13 protein-coding genes are annotated in these 17,786 nt (G+C 53.3%); 10 read left to right on the top strand and 3 right to left on the bottom strand.

Going from position 1 to position 17,786, the window contains the following annotated elements:
* Nucleotides 1-38 precede the first annotated feature (38 nt).
* The 3 genes from KKH3_RS04780 to KKH3_RS04770 all read left to right on the top strand — a co-directional run bounded on the left by KKH3_RS04780 (nucleotide 39) and on the right by KKH3_RS04770 (nucleotide 4,431).
* The gene (locus KKH3_RS04780) at nucleotides 39-3,002 is read left to right on the top strand and encodes an autotransporter domain-containing protein (protein ID WP_039356387.1); all 2,964 of its coding nucleotides are present in this window, start codon (nucleotides 39-41) and stop codon (nucleotides 3,000-3,002) included.
* A 263-nt stretch (nucleotides 3,003-3,265) separates the two neighbouring features.
* On the top strand, nucleotides 3,266-3,637 hold the full coding sequence (locus KKH3_RS04775; RefSeq protein WP_039356385.1) for a hypothetical protein: 372 nt from the start codon (nucleotides 3,266-3,268) through the stop codon (nucleotides 3,635-3,637).
* Nucleotides 3,638-3,666: 29 nt separating this feature from the next.
* Nucleotides 3,667-4,431, top strand: coding sequence for an AAA family ATPase (locus KKH3_RS04770; RefSeq protein ID WP_039356382.1), 765 nt, complete (start codon nucleotides 3,667-3,669; stop codon nucleotides 4,429-4,431).
* A gap of 90 nt (nucleotides 4,432-4,521) precedes the next feature.
* On the opposite strand, the gene KKH3_RS04765 is transcribed toward KKH3_RS04770, so the two are convergent.
* From KKH3_RS04765 to KKH3_RS04755, 3 genes are all read right to left on the bottom strand, one after another.
* Nucleotides 4,522-7,236: a M16 family metallopeptidase gene (locus KKH3_RS04765; RefSeq protein ID WP_039356380.1), complete on the bottom strand. Its 2,715-nt coding sequence runs from the start codon at nucleotides 7,234-7,236 to the stop codon at nucleotides 4,522-4,524.
* 33 nt (nucleotides 7,237-7,269) lie between these two features.
* Nucleotides 7,270-9,051, bottom strand: a complete 1,782-nt coding sequence (locus KKH3_RS04760; protein WP_039356377.1) for an ABC transporter ATP-binding protein/permease — start codon at nucleotides 9,049-9,051, stop codon at nucleotides 7,270-7,272.
* A 74-nt stretch (nucleotides 9,052-9,125) separates the two neighbouring features.
* Nucleotides 9,126-11,501 (bottom strand): TonB-dependent siderophore receptor, encoded by a 2,376-nt coding sequence (locus tag KKH3_RS04755; RefSeq protein WP_039356374.1) that lies wholly within the window; start codon nucleotides 11,499-11,501, stop codon nucleotides 9,126-9,128.
* A 410-nt stretch (nucleotides 11,502-11,911) separates the two neighbouring features.
* Between KKH3_RS04755 and KKH3_RS04750 the strand changes: the two genes are divergently transcribed.
* The 7 genes from KKH3_RS04750 (at nucleotide 11,912) to KKH3_RS04720 (ending at nucleotide 17,719) form a co-directional block, all read left to right on the top strand.
* Nucleotides 11,912-12,433 carry a sigma-70 family RNA polymerase sigma factor gene (locus tag KKH3_RS04750; RefSeq protein WP_010301596.1) on the top strand — a complete coding sequence of 174 codons (522 nt, stop codon included), beginning with the start codon at nucleotides 11,912-11,914 and terminating at the stop codon, nucleotides 12,431-12,433.
* Nucleotides 12,434-12,442: 9 nt separating this feature from the next.
* Nucleotides 12,443-13,411 (top strand): FecR family protein, encoded by a 969-nt coding sequence (locus KKH3_RS04745; RefSeq protein ID WP_234991491.1) that lies wholly within the window; start codon nucleotides 12,443-12,445, stop codon nucleotides 13,409-13,411.
* A 217-nt stretch (nucleotides 13,412-13,628) separates the two neighbouring features.
* Nucleotides 13,629-14,510 carry an energy transducer TonB gene (locus tag KKH3_RS04740; RefSeq protein ID WP_039356367.1) on the top strand — a complete coding sequence of 294 codons (882 nt, stop codon included), beginning with the start codon at nucleotides 13,629-13,631 and terminating at the stop codon, nucleotides 14,508-14,510.
* 78 nt (nucleotides 14,511-14,588) lie between these two features.
* Complete coding sequence (locus KKH3_RS04735) at nucleotides 14,589-15,329, top strand: MotA/TolQ/ExbB proton channel family protein (RefSeq protein ID WP_039356365.1); 741 nt, start codon at nucleotides 14,589-14,591, stop codon at nucleotides 15,327-15,329.
* 14 nt (nucleotides 15,330-15,343) lie between these two features.
* Nucleotides 15,344-15,625, top strand: a complete 282-nt coding sequence (locus tag KKH3_RS04730; RefSeq protein ID WP_234991490.1) for an ExbD/TolR family protein — start codon at nucleotides 15,344-15,346, stop codon at nucleotides 15,623-15,625.
* A 268-nt stretch (nucleotides 15,626-15,893) separates the two neighbouring features.
* Nucleotides 15,894-17,159 carry a thioredoxin gene (gene trxA / locus KKH3_RS04725; RefSeq protein WP_039356362.1) on the top strand — a complete coding sequence of 422 codons (1,266 nt, stop codon included), beginning with the start codon at nucleotides 15,894-15,896 and terminating at the stop codon, nucleotides 17,157-17,159.
* A 188-nt stretch (nucleotides 17,160-17,347) separates the two neighbouring features.
* Entirely contained in the window at nucleotides 17,348-17,719 is a 372-nt protein-coding gene (locus tag KKH3_RS04720) for a hypothetical protein (protein WP_039356359.1), read from the top strand.
* Nucleotides 17,720-17,786 lie beyond the last annotated feature (67 nt).

Below are 17,786 nucleotides of genomic sequence, written 5' to 3'. Positions count from 1 at the left end.
GAGGCGGTTCCATGTTCTAAAAATACAGGGAAAATAAAATGACAGCAGCGCGGCGATTCTCATTAAAAAGAACCGTTTCATTAAAAAATCACGTATTCAGGCAGTCAATCATCGCGGCCAATATCAGTCTCGCATTGCTGATGTTGGCAGGCTGTGGCAGTGGTGGAGGTGGCGGCGGTGAAACCGCCAGCGTCGCGCCAACATCGCCGCCCACAACGACACCGACTACGCCGACAGCGCCAACCACACCTACGACGCCGGATACGCCGGATACGCCGACAGCATCCGCCGTTAAAGTCGGGATTATTGATTCCGGGCTGGAAGCGGCTCGCCCGGAATTTAATTACAGCAATCTACATTTCACCTCTTTTGTCGGCGGTTCACAGCTTAACGATAATCAGGGCGTTAACGGCCACGGCACACTGGTGGCACTGGCGCTGGCAGGTCTGGCGACGGAAAGCTATGCGGGAGGCGTCGCACCGGACAGCGAACTCTATATTGCGCAAACGTCGTTAAATAACCGCTTCGATTACCAAAACACCACGTCTGCCGTAAATTGGCTGCTCAATTCTGGCGTGAAAATCATCAATATGTCCTATGGACAAGATGAGCGGTTGACGACCACCGAGACATTTAACAGCGCCAGAAACAATTTTAGCTATCTCTTAGTGCGTAACGAATTGAAAAGCATCGTCGATGCCGAAGCGCTGAGTATTGTCGCCACGGGGAACAATGCGGGTTCCACGCCGTCACCCAATACCCAGATCCCGCTGATTTTTGGCGAGACCTCGCTGCAAAAAGGCATTTTGGCCGTCACGGGCTACATCCCCGAATGGGTTGGTCAGGAAGGCAATGAGCGCCCTGCTGAAATGTATCTTTTTGATAAATGCGGCAATGTCGCCGTCTACTGCATGAGCGCACCGGGCTATGTTGATTATCCCGTTGCGGGCAGCAGCGCTTCAGAGCGTTCGCACGGTACCTCCTTCGCGGCTCCACGCGTTGCAGGCGGGGCTTCACGAGTACAGGCCGTCTACCCGTGGATGACCGGATATAACCTGCAACAGACGTTGCTCACTACCGCGACCTACCACACCGATGGGTATACTCGCTACGATGCAGAGAACTCTTACTACGAAATCATTCGAGACAGCGATGGCAACGTCACAGGAAGTGTTTTCCATCCGGCCTATATTTCGGTAGCCGACACCGCCAACGGACGCCCTTATAACGATACCTTTGGCTGGGGCGATCTGAACGTCGAAAAAGCGGTGAAAGGCCCGGCCATGTTTTATGCCGATAACTTCACCGCGCGTTTAACCGCAGGCGACTACACGTTCGCTAACAATATCAGCGGCGATTACGGCCTGATCGTTAACGGTGCCAGCAATGCAGGAGGCGTTCTGCATTTAACTGGCAACAACACCTATAAAGGCGATACGCAAATCACCGCTAACAGCTTGTACGTTGACGGCTCCATTGCGGGCAACGCCAGCGTATCCGGTTCCGGCACGCTGGCAGGAAAAGGCCGCATTGGCGGTAATGTGAGTAACACGGGTCTCGTTGCCACCACTGCGGATGGCGGGCTGACCGTCGCAGGCAATTACACTCAAGGCAGCAACGGCCTGCTGAACGTGACGCTAGCAAATCCGTTCACCGTTGAAGGCAGTGCAGCACTGGATGGCACATTGCGCATTGGCCTGCCCAGCAATACCTACATCGTCCAAACGCAGGAAACACTGCTGCACAGCAATCAGGGCATCAGCGGCACGTTTCGCACTACCGATCTTGGGCTATTCCTGACGGGGAACCTGACTTACGGCAGCAACGATGTCACAGGCGCATTCAGCCGCCTGAACACCGTAGAGGCAGCCACCAGCAGCGGCTTGCACAGCGCCGCACAGTTGCAGACCGCCGCCAATATCGAATCGGCGCTACAGGTTGCCGACCGCTGGTCAACGTTGTCCTCAACCAACGAGCAGCAATCCAGTTTGCTGGCGAAAGCGGCCGCCTTCCAGCAGTTAGGCAGTGCGAGTGCTGCCGCTACCGCGCTGGATTCGCTATCCGGTCAGGCGCACGCCTCCAGCAATGCCATTTTGTTTAACAGTCTGGATTATCAGAACCAACTGCTGAACAACCGGCTGGATCTGTTAGGGAATGGGAAAAACTACGGGCTGTGGATTGAAACCGGCAAGCTACGCGGCGACCTGAAACAGTCTGGCTATCTGGGCAGCCATTACGATATCACTCTGACCGCCATCGGTACGGACACCGACTTCAACACACCGGGGCTACGCGCCGGGATTGCCTATACCAACAGCCAGATCAAAGCAGACTACGACGGTAGCGGCGGCAGCAGTGAGAATGAACTGCACGGGGTGATGACCTATGCGCGCTATAACCTCACGCCAGAATGGTACGTTCAGGGCAACCTGAGCTATCAGCACGGCCGCGACAAGCTGAAGCGCGCTATTCTGCTGAACAATGTCGAAGCCGTTTCAAGCAGCACCTCAAGCGATAGCTGGCAGAGCCTGCTCAAAACCGGCTACGAGTTGGCGCTCAACGATATCTTTAGCGTGCAGCCCTATGCAGGACTCAAGTACAGCTACCTGTCCACCGGCGGCTTTACGGATACTGGCAGCGCATTGGGTCTGACGGGTGAAGGCAACGATTATTCGCGTACCGTAGGTCTGACAGGGCTTAACCTGCGCGCCCTGCTGCAATGGAATCAGGGATGGTGGAGCAGCGTCGGCGTGAGCGGCGAGTATCAGCATGCGTTCACCAACCCATCGCTTGATGTCTCCGCCCGCTGGAGCGGACTGGGCCGCGAAGGAGAACGTCTCGATATTCCAGGCATTCGACTGGATAAAGACTCGCAGTGGGCGGGCGTGAGACTGGACGTCGGTAAAGCGGCGGATGCCCGTTTCTTCCTGCGTGCTGACAAACACTTTGCCGATCGTGGTAACGAAGAAGTGCTGCGCGGCGGCGTCGACGTTTCCTTCTGATAATGCATGACGCCGGCGATGTCTCCGTCGGCGTCAACACGTTATCACCGGAAATAACGCATTATTTAAACGGGAAGAATCCACTATTTCCCCATGCATCCATTATTATCGTCATGCGCTTCATATATCCATATTTTATCTATTCTATGCCAATTTAATTATGAAACATAAAATAGGCCACATGCCGTAAACCGCGTAAAATAATCAAACGACAGATTTAATCCCCACCTCAAATACCATTATTCTCAACACAAGGAAAAATCGTGAAAGGGAAAACTCTATTATTTTTTATTTCCAATTTTCTTATCCTACTCGTCGCGGGTTACCTTGCCGTCACAGATAATCCCTATTCAGACATCGCGACGTCCATCGTTGGCTGTTTTATTGGCGCCATCATCGTTCTGGCAGCTAAAGCGATATTCTTTAAGCATAAAATCTCACAATATGATGTCTCTGCGATTACCGCCTTTACGGTATTACTCTCTCTCAGCACCGCCATTTCCGGCCTGTTTCTGTCAGATTCAGCCCCGTTAATTAAAGCATTAATAACCAGTGCCATCCTGCTGGCAGGTGGCCTTATTGCGCTCAACCTCTTTCATCGTTCGAATAAAAGCACAACCTCTGGCAACGAATAACACCTTCTCAGTATCAGCGGGGAACTAACGTGGATCACAGTGATAAGCCCTATTTGCAGCGCGTCTATTTCCATCCGCAAAAAACACTCGACCCGCATACTTATCCATTGACCATTCCGGCGATAAACGATATCGAAAAGATCCGTTTTCACCCTGATGTCACCTTTCTGGTTGGCGAGAACGGCTCTGGGAAATCGACGCTATTAGAAGCCGTGGCCATCGCTATGGGGTTCAACCCAGAAGGCGGTTCGCGTAACTTCAATTTCAGCACCCGAGATTCCCATTCCAGGCTGAGTGACTCCCTCCGCATCGTCAAAGGCATAAAACGCCCGCGTACCGGCTATTTTTTACGAGCAGAAAGTTTTTTCAATGTCGCGACAGAGATAGAAAATATCGATCCTGGCCTGATTCAACTGGCTTACGGTGGCGTTTCGCTACATCAGCAGTCGCACGGCGAATCGTTTATGGCGCTGTTAAATCACCGCTTCGATGCCAACGGGTTTTATTTGCTGGACGAACCAGAGGCCGCGCTGTCTCCCACTCGACAGCTCACCGCACTGGCGCGTATCCATCAATTGGTGAACGCGGGGTGTCAGTTCATCATCGCCACCCACTCGCCTATTATGCTGGCCTACCCCAATGCAGTGATCTATCAATTCAATGAAAACGGTATTCAGCAGGTCGCATGGCAGGATACGGAGCACTATCAAATCACGCGGCAACTTTTAAATAATCCGCAGGGCATGATTAAGATATTACTCGACGATGAGGATGAGACTGGCGAAAGCACTTAGCCTGTCGCCATATTTTCTAATACCAAAAACCACTCCAACATCAAAAAAATAGTCATACAGCGAGATCGGCGAATACCGTCAGGCAATCGCTCAAGCGACATGCGTTTCATATAAGTCGTCGCCGTTGCCTGCAATGACGTGAATATCACCCAACGCTAATGCCTGAATCGACGCTTGAATTAACGTCCAGTCTCCCGCAATCAGCCACGTTAATGTTTCTGGATGAAAGAGTTCTTTTGCCAGCGTGTTCACGTCATCAACCGTGGTACTGCTAATACGTTCCTGATGGCGCTGCCAGTGATCGTCCGGCAGTTGATAACGCACAAGATGAGACAACATACTGTTCAGGCCGCCCAGTCCTTCAATAGAACTTTGCAACCTCAGCAACGCCGCGTTCTTCACTTCCTGTAATTCGTCTGCCGTAACAGGGCGATCGCTGAGAAGCGCACGATATTCATCAAAGATTTCCTGCATGGCCGCCGCGGTGCGATCGGCCTGAACCGAGGTTTGTACCGAATGAATCCGTGAGCCCACATCATTTAACAATTGGCCGTGTACGCCATAAGTCCAATTTTTGTTTTCACGAAGATTAAGGTTAATGCGCGAGGTAAACCCGTTGGCAAGCACGTCATTCAACATCGTGAAGCGGGCTTCATGCGGCCATTCAAGGCCGGGAATGATGGTCGACGCGGCGATAGCAGACTGCTCCGCACCGGGAACATCAAATATAAATACCTGACTTTTCCGCGCCGGGCTCAACTGACGATCGCTGTCCTGCTCGGTTCCCTGAGACCACGGGATCGCGCCGATCGACGCATTCAGCACCGGGACGATTTGCTCCAGCGTGGTATCACCGACAATAACTATCGTGCCCCCAACCGGCTGGATCGCGCGTGACTGGTACTGCTGAACGTTTTCAAACGTCACTCGTTCCAGGCTCGCTTTTGTTCCTTCAATCCCTGACGGTTTACGATAAGGATGCCCCTGCGGGTACATCACCGCGGGCAGCAAGCGGCTCACCATTCCACTTACGTTGTGTTTTAATCCAGTCAGGGTGTCCCGCATCACGCCACGTTGACGTTCAAAGTCGCTCAGCGCTAACGTGGAATGCTGAAAGCGATCCAGAAAGAGAGGAAGCAACGCGGATAGCTGCGAGGGTCGGCATGACAGCGACAATGTTGTGGTTTGATCGCGTCGCCACACATTAATCGAGGCGCTTAACCGACGAACCGCGCTTGAGAATTCAAACGCATCACGCTCGCCAGCGCCTGACTGATTAAGCAAATCAAACAGTAACGCCGCTTCACTCTGCGTATTCTCTTCCACGCGGGGTAATACCAGTTCGATATTGACGGTGGGATGGCTGTGCCGCGCTATCAGAACCAGCGGTAATCCGTTATCTAATCGAGCGTGTTGCACGGCGGGAAGCTGGAAAGGCGCTGGAGATAAAATCGCAGGCGGTGTTATCGGTCCGGCGGGCTGCACGGTGGTCGTTGTTGAGGTAAACGGAACGATGTGCAGGGTATGGCATGCGCGCGCTAACCAATGCTGCGCGGCTTGCTGCACGCTGTCGACATCAGCCTGCTTGATGATCGCGATAATCTGTCGATAGCGATCGGCATCCCCTAACAGCACATGCGAATGGGACAGTAGCCCTGCGATTGGCGCAGAAGTCTTGTGAGCGTTGGAGAAAGAAGATAATGCGGTGATTTTCACCAGCTCCAGCGTCTCGTCATCAACACCGTGCGATAAAAAACGTTGCAGTATGTTGTGTATGGACTGCTCAATTCGACTCAGCGCGACGCCGGGCACTGCCGTTGCCGTAATGGTGAACTGGCTAACCAGCTCGGCATAATTGATGTTAGCCGTGACATGGCTGGCAATCTTTTCTTCATACACCAAATGCTTAACGAATAGCGAAGCAATACCCGATGCAAACACATCCGCGGCGATAGACAGCAAGACAGTCGCCTTGTCACCATAAGGCGGGATGTTCCAGGACAGCATGACGCTGCCATTCGGCACTTTGGCCTGATAAACATCGCGTCGGTTCTCAGGAATATCCGGCACCCACACGGCGGGTCGGGAGATCGGCGGGCCTGAAGGAATATGGCCAAACCAGGCGGTTACTTTTTCCCGCGCAGTTTGCTCATCAATCGCACCGGATAAAGCCAGCACGGCGTTTGATGGCGAATAATAGGTGCGGAACCAATTCTGCACATCTTCCAGCGTCGCCTCTTGCAAATCCTTCACTTCACCGATAACAGTGTGAGCATAAGGGTGTGAAGCAGGAAAACACCCTTTTAATTTCAGCTCGTGGAGTTTGCCGTAAGGGCCGCTTTCCGTTTGCAGTTTTTCATTCAGCACGACACGCCGCTGCTGATCGAGCGAGTCTTGATTGATGGTTGAATAGAAATGTCCCATCCGATCCGCTTCCATAAACAGCGCATAGTCCAGTGACCCGACCGGCACAGTTTCATGGTAGGTGGTGCGATCCTGTCCGGTATAAGCATTCAGATTTGACGCACCGGCTTTCAGGAGATTTTCCAGAAAAGAGCCCGGTGCATTTTCACTTCCTTCAAACATCAGGTGTTCAAATAAATGCGCAAAACCCGTTTTTCCTAATGGTTCATCTTTTGAACCGACCTGATAAATCAGGTTCAGCGAAACCAAAGGTGCATCATGATTTTCATGGACAATAACGGTAAGTCCATTGTCCAGCACAAACGTGGTAGACGGAATATCCACATTGTCATAACGCTCATCGTCTTCTGGTCGCGGCTGTGCGGTAAGCTGTGTCGTCACACGTATTCCTCAATTGATTGGTTGAACGGTTAGTCAGGACGCGTAAAAAACCCGATCCGAAGCCTGAGGCTGCGGCGCTTCATCACCCGTTGCAGTCTCGCTTTCATGACGGCTGTCACTTTCAGCTAACGGTGTCAGATGCAGGTGATGAGTATGCAAGGCGGCCAGCGCTTCCCGATGCGCCACGCTGATAATGGCGCTATCAGGCAAGCCAGTGACCAATGCCTGATAAACCCGCTGCTCGGTATCAGGATCGAGCGCACTCGTCGCTTCATCCAGAAAAAGAAAGTCGGGACGATGCAGCAATGTCCGGGCGATCGCCACTCGCTGCTGCTCGCCGCCGGATAACCGCTGCTGCCAACGATCTTCGACATTCAGTTGCGAGGCCATATCCGGTAATTCGCTGTCAATCAGTACCTGACGACACTGCTCGTCAGTGAAGTCCTGCTCGTTAGCGGGGTAGCACAGCGCGGCTTTCAGCGAGCCCGTTGGAAGGTAGCTTTTTTGCGGTAAAAACAGATAGCGGCAGCGGCGAGGCCGCGTAATCGCCCCGCTACCGTGATGCCATAGCCCGGCACAGGCACGCAGCAACGTGCTCTTACCCACGCCGGACGCGCCGTTGATCATCCAGCGTTCACCGGGTAAAACCTGCCAGTCGTGTAATGCCGTCAGCGCACGACCATCCGGCGTGAGCAGCCGTAAACCCTGACAGGAAAATTCAGATCCATCGTGTTCCGTCACCCGAATAGGCGATGGCGACTGTTCGCTTTTATTCAGCGCTTCTTCCATATCCTGCAAACGCTTGGTCAGCGCCAGCCAGCGTGTGAAGGACTGATACGCCTGCATAAAATAGCTCAGCGTCGCACCAAGAGAACCGTAAGCCATCTGAATTCGCGTCATATCGCCAAAGGTAATTTCACCGCTTAATAAGAGCGGCAGCGCCAGAAGCGTCGGTAACGGCGAGAGGAAATGGCTAAACAGGCTCTGACCAAACGACACCTTAAAGCCGCGCAGCAGCACGGAAAGCGCATTGTCACGCACGCGCGCAAATCGCAGGGCGAGCCGTTCGCCTTCTCGCGGCCCTCCCTGATAGAAGGCAATCTGTTCGGCATTTTCACGTAATTGAACGCCCAGAAAGCGGAAGTCACCTTCCGCATTCTGCTGGTTCATGTTCAGCTTGATCAAAGCCTTACCGAGCCAGTGCGACAGCAAAATCTGGAGAAAGTATTCGATATAAAGGGCATAGACCATATAGCCGGATATCGCCCAGTCACTGCCCATAAACGAGAAGCGCAGCACCCCAGACACCGACCACAGCAGTGCCGTGTACGTTACGGTACTGATGACGACCGAGATAAGACTGAGAAAAAAATTCAGCGAAGCGGACACCAGCTCGTTAACGTCATCGGCGATACGCTGATCGATATTCGACAGCGCACCGTCCCTTTCTATTTCGTAATAAGCCGATGTCCCCGTCCAGCGCCGGATATAGTGGAGCGTCATCCAGGTACGCCAGCGCAACGCCAGATAGCCTTGACCGAGTACGTTTACCCATCTCAGCATCATCGCACTCAAACCGAGGATGAAACTGAAGATAAACAGTGGCTTTATTTGCTCCCAATCCAGCCCAATCAGCGCATCGGTGAATTTCCCCGATATGCGGTTCGCCTCCACGCTGATGTAGGCCGTACCCAGATTGATGCTAATAATCACCACCAGAATAAACAGCGCCAGATATTTCTCCGGCGTCTGCCAATAGGGCATCAGAATCTGCCCGATGCCCGGTCTTGTCGTACTCGTCTCACTTGCGTTCATGCGCCGTTTCTACCTGCTGATTCGTGTGAATGACCGTTCTCGTCATTTGTCGAACGGATTGGTCGAGCGGATGATCAGAACGAATACGTCCCGGTGAGACGCCACGTCCGCCCTTCTTTCACCCCGATATACAGCGGCGTAGTACTGGTGTAGTAGATATCGCGATCGAAGACGTTATTAACTCCCAGCGTCAGCGACCAGTCAGGCTGGCGATAGAACACCGATGCATCGGTTGACGCTGAGCTGCCGATACTGAAGGCGTTATTGCTCGGACCATTCTGCGTTTTCGATGAACCGCTGATACCGACTGAGGCACCCGCCCCCTGATAGCGCCCAGACTGCACTTCATAAGACGTCCACACGTTTCCAGAGTGGCGCGGCGTAATCGTGCTGCGAACGGTGGTAGGGTCTTTGTTATCCGAGTAGGTATAGCTGGCCGTGACATCCCATCCCGGCAGCAAAGAGCCGTTCAGATCCACGTCAAAGCCTTCACTTTTGCGTCCCGTTGTCGCAATCGGGAAACCACTACTATCCGTTACCGTCAGGTTTTTTTGCTCAATACTGAATACGGCTGTCGTCAGCGTCAGGTTATCGTCGAGCAGGTTGAATTTCAGCCCGGCCTCTTTAGACTGCCCCGTCGTTGGCGGAAGCTGGACACCAGAGCGCGAGACCTGCGCACTACCGCTAAAGCTATTGAGCAAGTTGGCGTAAATTGTCACGTCCGGTGTGATATCGAAGCTGACGCCATAATTGGGGATCCATTTGGTCGCGGTATACGTCGAGGCGCGCGATCCCACCAGATAGCTGTTGTTCCACGTCGAACGTTTAACGGCCAGTTGGAAATGCAAGCGGTCAAAGACGTCAATCTGATCCTGGAACAAGAAACCGCTTTGAATCAGTTTGGAGGTATACGTCTGGCTGTTCGGTTCACCGATGCTGGGGAACACTAATGAATCCGGGTTATAGACATTGCCATTGGTCATCAGAATAAAGTTGCCGTCATAGCTGGCATAGCGTTCATGCTTGTAGTCATGACCGAACAGCAGCGTCTGTGTAACGGGCCCGGTTTCGATTTTTCCCCGAATGTCATTTTGCTGGCTCCACGTCTGATTAGTGGACTTGTAGGCCAGTGGATGGCTGACTTTGTCGCCATTAGCGGCAATCAGCAGCGTTTCGTTCATCTTCATCTGAGAAGCGGCGCTCTGAAAACCGGCTTTGCTATTAAACGTCCAATCGCCGACGAGCTTTTGCTCCAGCTCATAATACGCATTCGTCGTTTTCATCTTGTTATGATCGTCTTTATCTCCCAGACGATATTCCGGCAGCTTCTGTATTCTCCCATTGGCGTAAATCGTCCCTGCCGGTCCTGACTTACGCGCCTGATTCACTTCTGCGCCAACCGTGATCCGCGTCTTGTCATTTTGCCAGGTCAAGGCAGGGGCTAAATAATCGCCGTGGTTGCCGTTGTAATCAGGAAAGGAATGCTGAGATTTCATGGTTGAGGCATTCAAACGGTAGCTCAGCGATTTGTCATCCGTAATCGCGCCGCCCAGATCGATAGCCGTTTTGAATTCTCCATAACGCGCCGCTTCTACCTTGAGAACATGCAATGGCTCTGTGACCGGCTTTTTACGCACGACGTTAATCGTCCCTGCGGCGGAACTGCTCCCCGCCAGTACCGACTGTGGCCCTTTCAACACTTCGACACGTTCGATACCTTCAATTGACGTACCCTGACCGATCCCCGCGTTGCTGGAGCCAGACAGGCCATCCGTCGCGCCAGACGTCACAGCATAGCCACGCATCCAGAATGTAGGCGTACCGCGGTTTGATTGTATGGTAACGACGCTGCCCGAGTTTTTTAACGCTTCTTCCAGCGACGTAGCCTGACGCGCGTTAATCAGCTTATTGCTGATAACCTGAACCGACTGCGCCGTTTGCTGCAACGATGTACTGGTGCGTAATGCCGAAGACGACGTGCCGGGGTTTAATACCGTTTCATCTTCGCTGCCTGCACTCACCGTAATTGCTGGCAGTGTTTTGTCGCTGGCCTGCGCTACTTCTGCATCATTGGCGCGGGAAGAAACAATGGTCAGCGTACCGTTGTCCGTCGTCGTCAGTAATAAAGGCGTGCCTTGTAATAAACGCAGAATCGCCTGACGCGTTGAATAATTGCCATTCAGCGCCGGACTCTCGTAATTCGCCACCAACGCGGGATTAAAAGAGAGCGTTTGTTTGCTTTGATTGGCGATAGCCAATAACCCTTTTTGCAGGTCGCCCGCAGGAATAGAAAATGCCACAGTGTCATTTTCACCTGCCGCGTAGACGGCCATAGGAACAGCCGTTGCCCCCACGAATAATGCAGAATGAATCGCCAACATATTCGTGAAAAATAAGCGTTTCTTAAAACTTAGCCCCAGAGCGTGAGAGGCAGTATTACGTTTTTTCATTTTTCCCTCGTCAATTGCTTCAACAAATCAGTTTTTATTGGTCTTCGTATAAGTTGTGCAATGACGATGAAAAAGTGACAGCAGGAAGTCATTTTTTCCCGTAATTATTTTTTTTCGGCAGCAAACATATTGATTTGGAAAATACTTTTTCTCTGTATTTTTTACTCTGTGAAATACCGATCTCCGAAGCGCCTTCTTTTTATTTCCTTTCACAGACGTATCCGGAAATAGCCATTTACCCATTCCAGGCAATAACAGAACATTTCTAACTAACCATAGAAAAAAAACGTGGTTTGACTCCTGCAAATTTTGACTTAAAAACAGCACAGGACGCATCGTTCCTTTTTTTCTGCGGCCCTGGGGTATCCCGGCTCAAGCATTGTTGTGATTTACGCTATTTAAGGATGCCCATGTACACAGAGGCTGTTAAAAAACCCGACTTACTGTCGCTGATATTTCGCAGCGATTATCGCTGGCTAACGGAAAAATTACGCCGCCGTATTGCCTACGGCTGTGAAGCGGAAGATGTCGCCTCTGAGGCATTTTTACGTTTAGCGTCTCTGCCGAATCTCGCCAACGTACAAGAACCGCGTGCGATGCTCACTACGCTCGCCAAACGCGTACTGTATGAAAACTGGCGTCGTCGCGATCTGGAAAAAGCCTATCTCACGGCACTGGCAAGTAAACCTGAATTTCACCATCCCTCACCGGAAGAACAACAGCTTTTGATGGAAGCGCTGCTCACTATCGATCAGGCGCTGGATGGGCTATCCATCAAAGCACGACAGGCCTTTCTGTTCAGCCAGCTTGATGGCATGACCTATGCCGACATTGCCGTACAACTCGATGTCTCCGCCAGTATGGTGAGGAAGTATATCGCCAAAGCGCTGACCAACTGCTATCTGGCCACGCAGGACAGCAGTGACTTATAGGTGAACCGCATGGCAAGACGACACATGGATGACCCGATTGCCGAAGAGGCAATTGAATGGATGGTGCTGCTGCGTTCCGGTGAAGCAACCCAGACCGATTATGATGAGTACCGCCGCTGGCGATACGAAAACCCACTGCATGAGCGAGCCTGCCAACGCATTGAGCGAACGCTGGGGAAATTTCAGCCGCTTCTCGCGGCACTGCCTCATGAGCCGATTCGTCAGGCACTCTTAGCACCATCAGGCCGACGGAAAGTCCTGCAATACGGGCTGGGGATGGTGGCTGTCGCGTCGCTAAGCAGCCTGCTGCTTAATCAGCACTACCCTCTGTCACCGCTTCTGTCCGACGTAAAAACCGCAACGGCACAGCGCCAGCAGGTTCCACTCAGTGACGGCACTATGCTCATGTTGAACGCGCGTACCGCTGTCGATATCAACGTGCGTCCGGAAACGCCAGTGCGACAGGTTGCTTTGCATAACGGTGGTATCTTCGCCAATATTCAGCCAGATACACAGCGCCCCTTCGTGATCGCCACCGGTATGGGTGATATCGTCGCACTTCAGGCCAATGTGAACGTGCGTTATGAAAGCGGTGGCATCCATGTCGGCGTGCTGGACAACATCGCCAAAATTACCAACCACGCCGGACAAAGCCTGCGCCTTCACGCGGGTCAGGGTGTCTGGTTCGATCGTTCTACGCTCTATCAAGTCGCCGTTACGCCGGAATCAGAAACAGACTGGTTACACGGTCGCCTGGAAGTACGCGATCGTTCGTTGGCTTCCGTCATCAGTACGCTACGTGATTACACCCCCGGCATCATCCGGCTTGATCCTGCTATCGCCGATCTGCGCGTCAGCGGGAATTTCCCGCTCGATAATCTGAATTACACGTTGGATTCGCTGGCGCAAACCATGCCTATCGCGATTGTGCATACCACCGATTACTGGATACATATCCGCGCCGCCAGACCGACATAAACGGTAAGCCACAAAAAGACGCCGGGAGCGTTTTTTGACGTCACGACGTGACGGCTCGTCAGGGTGGCAACCAAGGACGGTTGCCACAAAAAAATCTCGCGCGCGTGGTGACACTTTTTCTGTCTCGTTGCACATCGTTAATAGAGGTCATCATAGTTCCGTGTTCAGGGCTGGATGAAACGTCCCGACACCGTAAGCCAGAGCAGCAGAGGAAAACGTGCAACAGGCATCCGTACAACACCTTTCGTTAAACGCGCGCATCGACGCGGCTCCCGCCGCACGGCGTGACGTCGCCCCCGCACAGCCGTCGCGAAGTGTGGCGATGGTTGTGCCCGTTCGGGGAGAAATGGGGAAGATCGCGCTCAGCTTTCTGACGGTCGCGCTGATCCATGCGGGTGTCGCCGCGTTGCTCATCACGCGTACCACCGAATACACACCGATCAATCTGCTTAATCCGGCAGCCAGCATCAGCATTCAGGCCACGATGGTTGAAGCGCCAGAACCCGAATCGATTCCCGAACCGTCGCCGGAACCGCCTGTGCTGACGTCAGAACAGGGTGAACGTGAAATTGTCCCCGTCCCTGAAAAACCGGTCGTTGAGGAGCAACAGACGCCGCCCCCGCCGGTCAAAAAAGAAGTTCACCAACCGCCAGTGAAGCCAGTAGTCAAACCGAAGCCCGTCCGCCCTAAAGCCATCGCCGAGCGTCAGCCTCCGGCTCGTTCTACACCGGAGCCTTCCCCCGCCGCACCGGAAGCGACGCCAGGCTCGCTGACTACCGCCAGCAAAGGCAACCTGATGCAGAACAGCCCGGGTGCACAGCCCAAACAGGTCGCCTCCGTCGGTTGTGTCGTTCCGCAGCCTGACTACCCTCGCCGCGCCAAACGTCTCCAGCAGGAAGGCAACGTGCTGGTTCGTCTGGTCATTAGCCCAGAGGGACGCTTGATTCGGCACGACATTGCCCGCAGCAGCGGCTATGACGCCCTCGATCAGGCCGCGATTAACGCCGTAGCACAGGCGCGCTGTACGCCTTACCGCGAAAACGGACAGGCCATTACCGTCATGACGGTTCAGCCAGTCAATTTCCGGCTGACTCATTAAGAAAGAATCCGCGTTGAAATAGCACATCCGCCGTTTCGCAGACACGCCCGAATCAGGTTATTGCATAAGAGGTCACACATGAACACGTTAGATATCCACCATTTTTGGCAGCAGGGCGATCTTGTCACCCACTCGGTAGCCATCATTCTGCTCATCATGTCGCTGCTGTCATGGACGGTCATGCTGCTCAAAGCACGGCAGCTGTTTGCATTGAACAAGAGCGTGCAATACAGCCGCAATACCTTTTGGCAGGCGACCAGCCTGCAAGAAAGCGTCGAGAAGTTCGGCAAACAGCGTTTTAATCCGTTCCGCGATCTGGTGATCGAAGGACATGCGCTGCTGAAACACCCGCACAAATTCTCTTCCACGCTGGGCGGACACGTCGATCTCAGCGACTGGCTGGTGCGCGGCCTGAGCAACACGCTGGACACCAACTCAGGGAAACTGCAATCCGGCCTCGGAACGCTAGCCTCGATTGGCAGCACCGCACCGTTTATCGGCCTGCTGGGCACCGTATGGGGGATTTTTCACGCGTTGCAAACCATCAGCACCATCGGCCAGCCCGATCTGGCGCAGGTGGCTGGCCCGGTCGGTGAAGCGCTGATCATGACGGCATTTGGTTTGTTCGTGGCGATTCCCGCCGTATTAGGGTTCAACGCCATTAACCGTCGTAACCGTATCGTCCTGCATGCCATGAACCGTTTTGCGCACGATCTCCACGCTTACCTGCTGACGGGCGCGCGCGTGGACACCAACCTTACCGACCTGAATAGCCCCGCGCGGTATGAAGCGGCTCAACCCGTTGAACGCTCCGCCTGAAGAGGAACACCGCCATGAGTATGTCATCCCCGTTTGAAAGTCAGGAAGACGCGTTACTTAACGACATCAACATGACACCGTTTATCGACGTCATGCTGGTGCTGCTGATCGTGTTTATGATTACCCTGCCAGTCATTAACCACGCTGTTAAAGTGGAGCTGCCGCGCGCCAGCGTCGAGAAAATCAAGAAAGATCCGCAGGCCGTGGATATCGCGATTACCGCGACGGGGCAGATTAACTGGAATAAAGAAGCGGTTGATGATGCCCAACTGATCGCCAAACTTGATGCGGCCTGAGCCGACGGCTCTCACCCGAACATAAGGCTGTTTGCCGATCAGGCCGTCGAGTATGGCCGGGTAGCGTATGTCATGACTAACGCACAACAGCGCGGCCTGAGCAAGATTGATTTCGTCCTGCAACCCGTCAAAGCCCCCTAATTTTCTGTGTTGATGCGGATAGCCAATCGACAACATAACCGTGACGGCTCGCCATAAGCTGAGCCGTTACGGTTAATGACCCACATCCCGCTCATTTACTCACGATTTTCTCTGAATGGAGACACCCATGTCCGACGCCATCATTACTGCCAGCGACACCTCGCTGGATGCCTTACTCAATCATAGCGACAAGCCTATTCTGCTTGACCTGTGGGCCCCCTGGTGTCAGCCGTGTAAAACGCTGGCTCCTCTGCTAAACACCATCGCGGATAACACGCCAGACAACCTGACCGTCGCCAAACTGGATGTGGAGCAATATCCGGCATTGATGCAGCGTTTTGGCGTGCGCGGCATCCCTACGCTACTGCTGTTTAAAAACGGACAGGAAATATCCCGGCAAATCGGCGTGAAAACGTTGGCACAGCTGCGTGGCTGGCTGGAATCGCACCAGATTGCGATACAAAACACCACACAGCCGTTGGCAGACACTCGCGTAACGTGGGGAGCGTTCTATGGCGATGCGTCGCTGCACGGTTTTCTCCACCAGCGACTGCGCCAGCATGCAGCGGACGGCGATATTGAACAGGCATTTTCTCCCTACTGGCAGGACAACAAAGGCTCGGTTTCTACCGTACTGGCGCACAGCGCGGATATTCACATCTTTGAACGTATCACCGGACTACCTGCCGCACTCGGTCTGCTGTTGGAAAAGCTGCCGAGCACCACACCAGCGCAGGTTGACGCCCTCTTTGCCGCCATCGCGCCGGGAAAAGCCGTGGATGGTGTCGCGCTGCAATGGTTACAGCAATGGTTAGACGATGCGGGCAATCCGTGGTCAGACTGGCTGGCAGACAGCACAGTAAACAGCCTGCGCAAACAGTGGATTCATGCGATTTCGCAACGGTTAGCGGGAGAAACCGTGGCAGAAAGCGACTGGACGGCGCTGCATCAGCAGGCAATAAGTTGGGAAGAGAAAGCTTCCGGCGAACTCGGCCTGGAAAAAAACATTGCGGCAATACTTGCGAGCCTATCGCCGCCGCCAGCCGCATCTGATGTAGATAGCTGGCGGGGTATCAGTATCACTCTCGGCTTCGCGCTGGCGCAGATACTGCAAATTAACGACGGATGGAACAGAGAAGAACGCGCAACGCCGGATAAACGCTTCCGCTGGTTTAAAGAACAGGAAAACGCCACACCTAACAAACAGCTAACGGACGAGCAAATTACCGCGCTCCGTAAGCAATGGCTTCAGGAGAACCCGGATTTTTCCGCGAAAGAGGACGCGTTTTATCAGCGCTATCCTCAGCTATTAGAAGCGCAGAAAATTCCCTTACAGGAAGCGCTTTGGGCATTGCTCCGTCGTGCCCCCGCCTTCAAACCGCAGTTGGACTGATACCCTAATCTGCGTCTCACGGATGAGGCGCAGCATTCGTCGACCGAACAGACAGCCCCCATTCTCGCCAGCACTTCAAGAGCGCTTTCCAATAGAACCGCAAGCGATAACAGGCAGAGCCTGATAACATTCGCCACTCGTACCCGATGAGTAGAGTCGGACAGTTTGGGAAAATAAGGCGATGAGCGATGACACGTGACAGAGATGAAATTTATCGGCTCGCAGGCGATCTGTTGAGGGGCATTCAGCATAACGATCCCGCAGTTCGACTCGATTTTGGCGTGAGCACGGCTATTTACGAAGAGATTCTTGAGGAACTGGATAGCACGGGGGAATCTGTTGCTGATTTGACGCTTCCCCCTTATGACATTGCCTTTATATCCGATAAAACAGGCAGAATTCCCCTGTACAGCTACGACATTGAGGCTGATGCTCCGCGAAAGCGACTCGAATGTCAGCTCTGGTCTGGAAAGAGGAAAACTGACCTCACGTTAATTGCCGATTACTCTGACGAACAGGGGAAAACGCCGCTGATTTTCCGGCTGCTAGAGACGCAGTAATCCACTTCATCTTCCTCTATTCGACATACCTGTACGATTTGCGAGTTCTGTAGCCTTCAATAACGCA

It is taken from the genome of Pectobacterium actinidiae (genome assembly GCF_000803315.1).
GTDB classification, from domain to species: Bacteria; Pseudomonadota; Gammaproteobacteria; order Enterobacterales; family Enterobacteriaceae; genus Pectobacterium; species Pectobacterium actinidiae.
The sequence above is the reverse complement of the archived record's forward strand: the minus strand, read 5'-3'. Positions and strand labels throughout refer to the sequence as shown.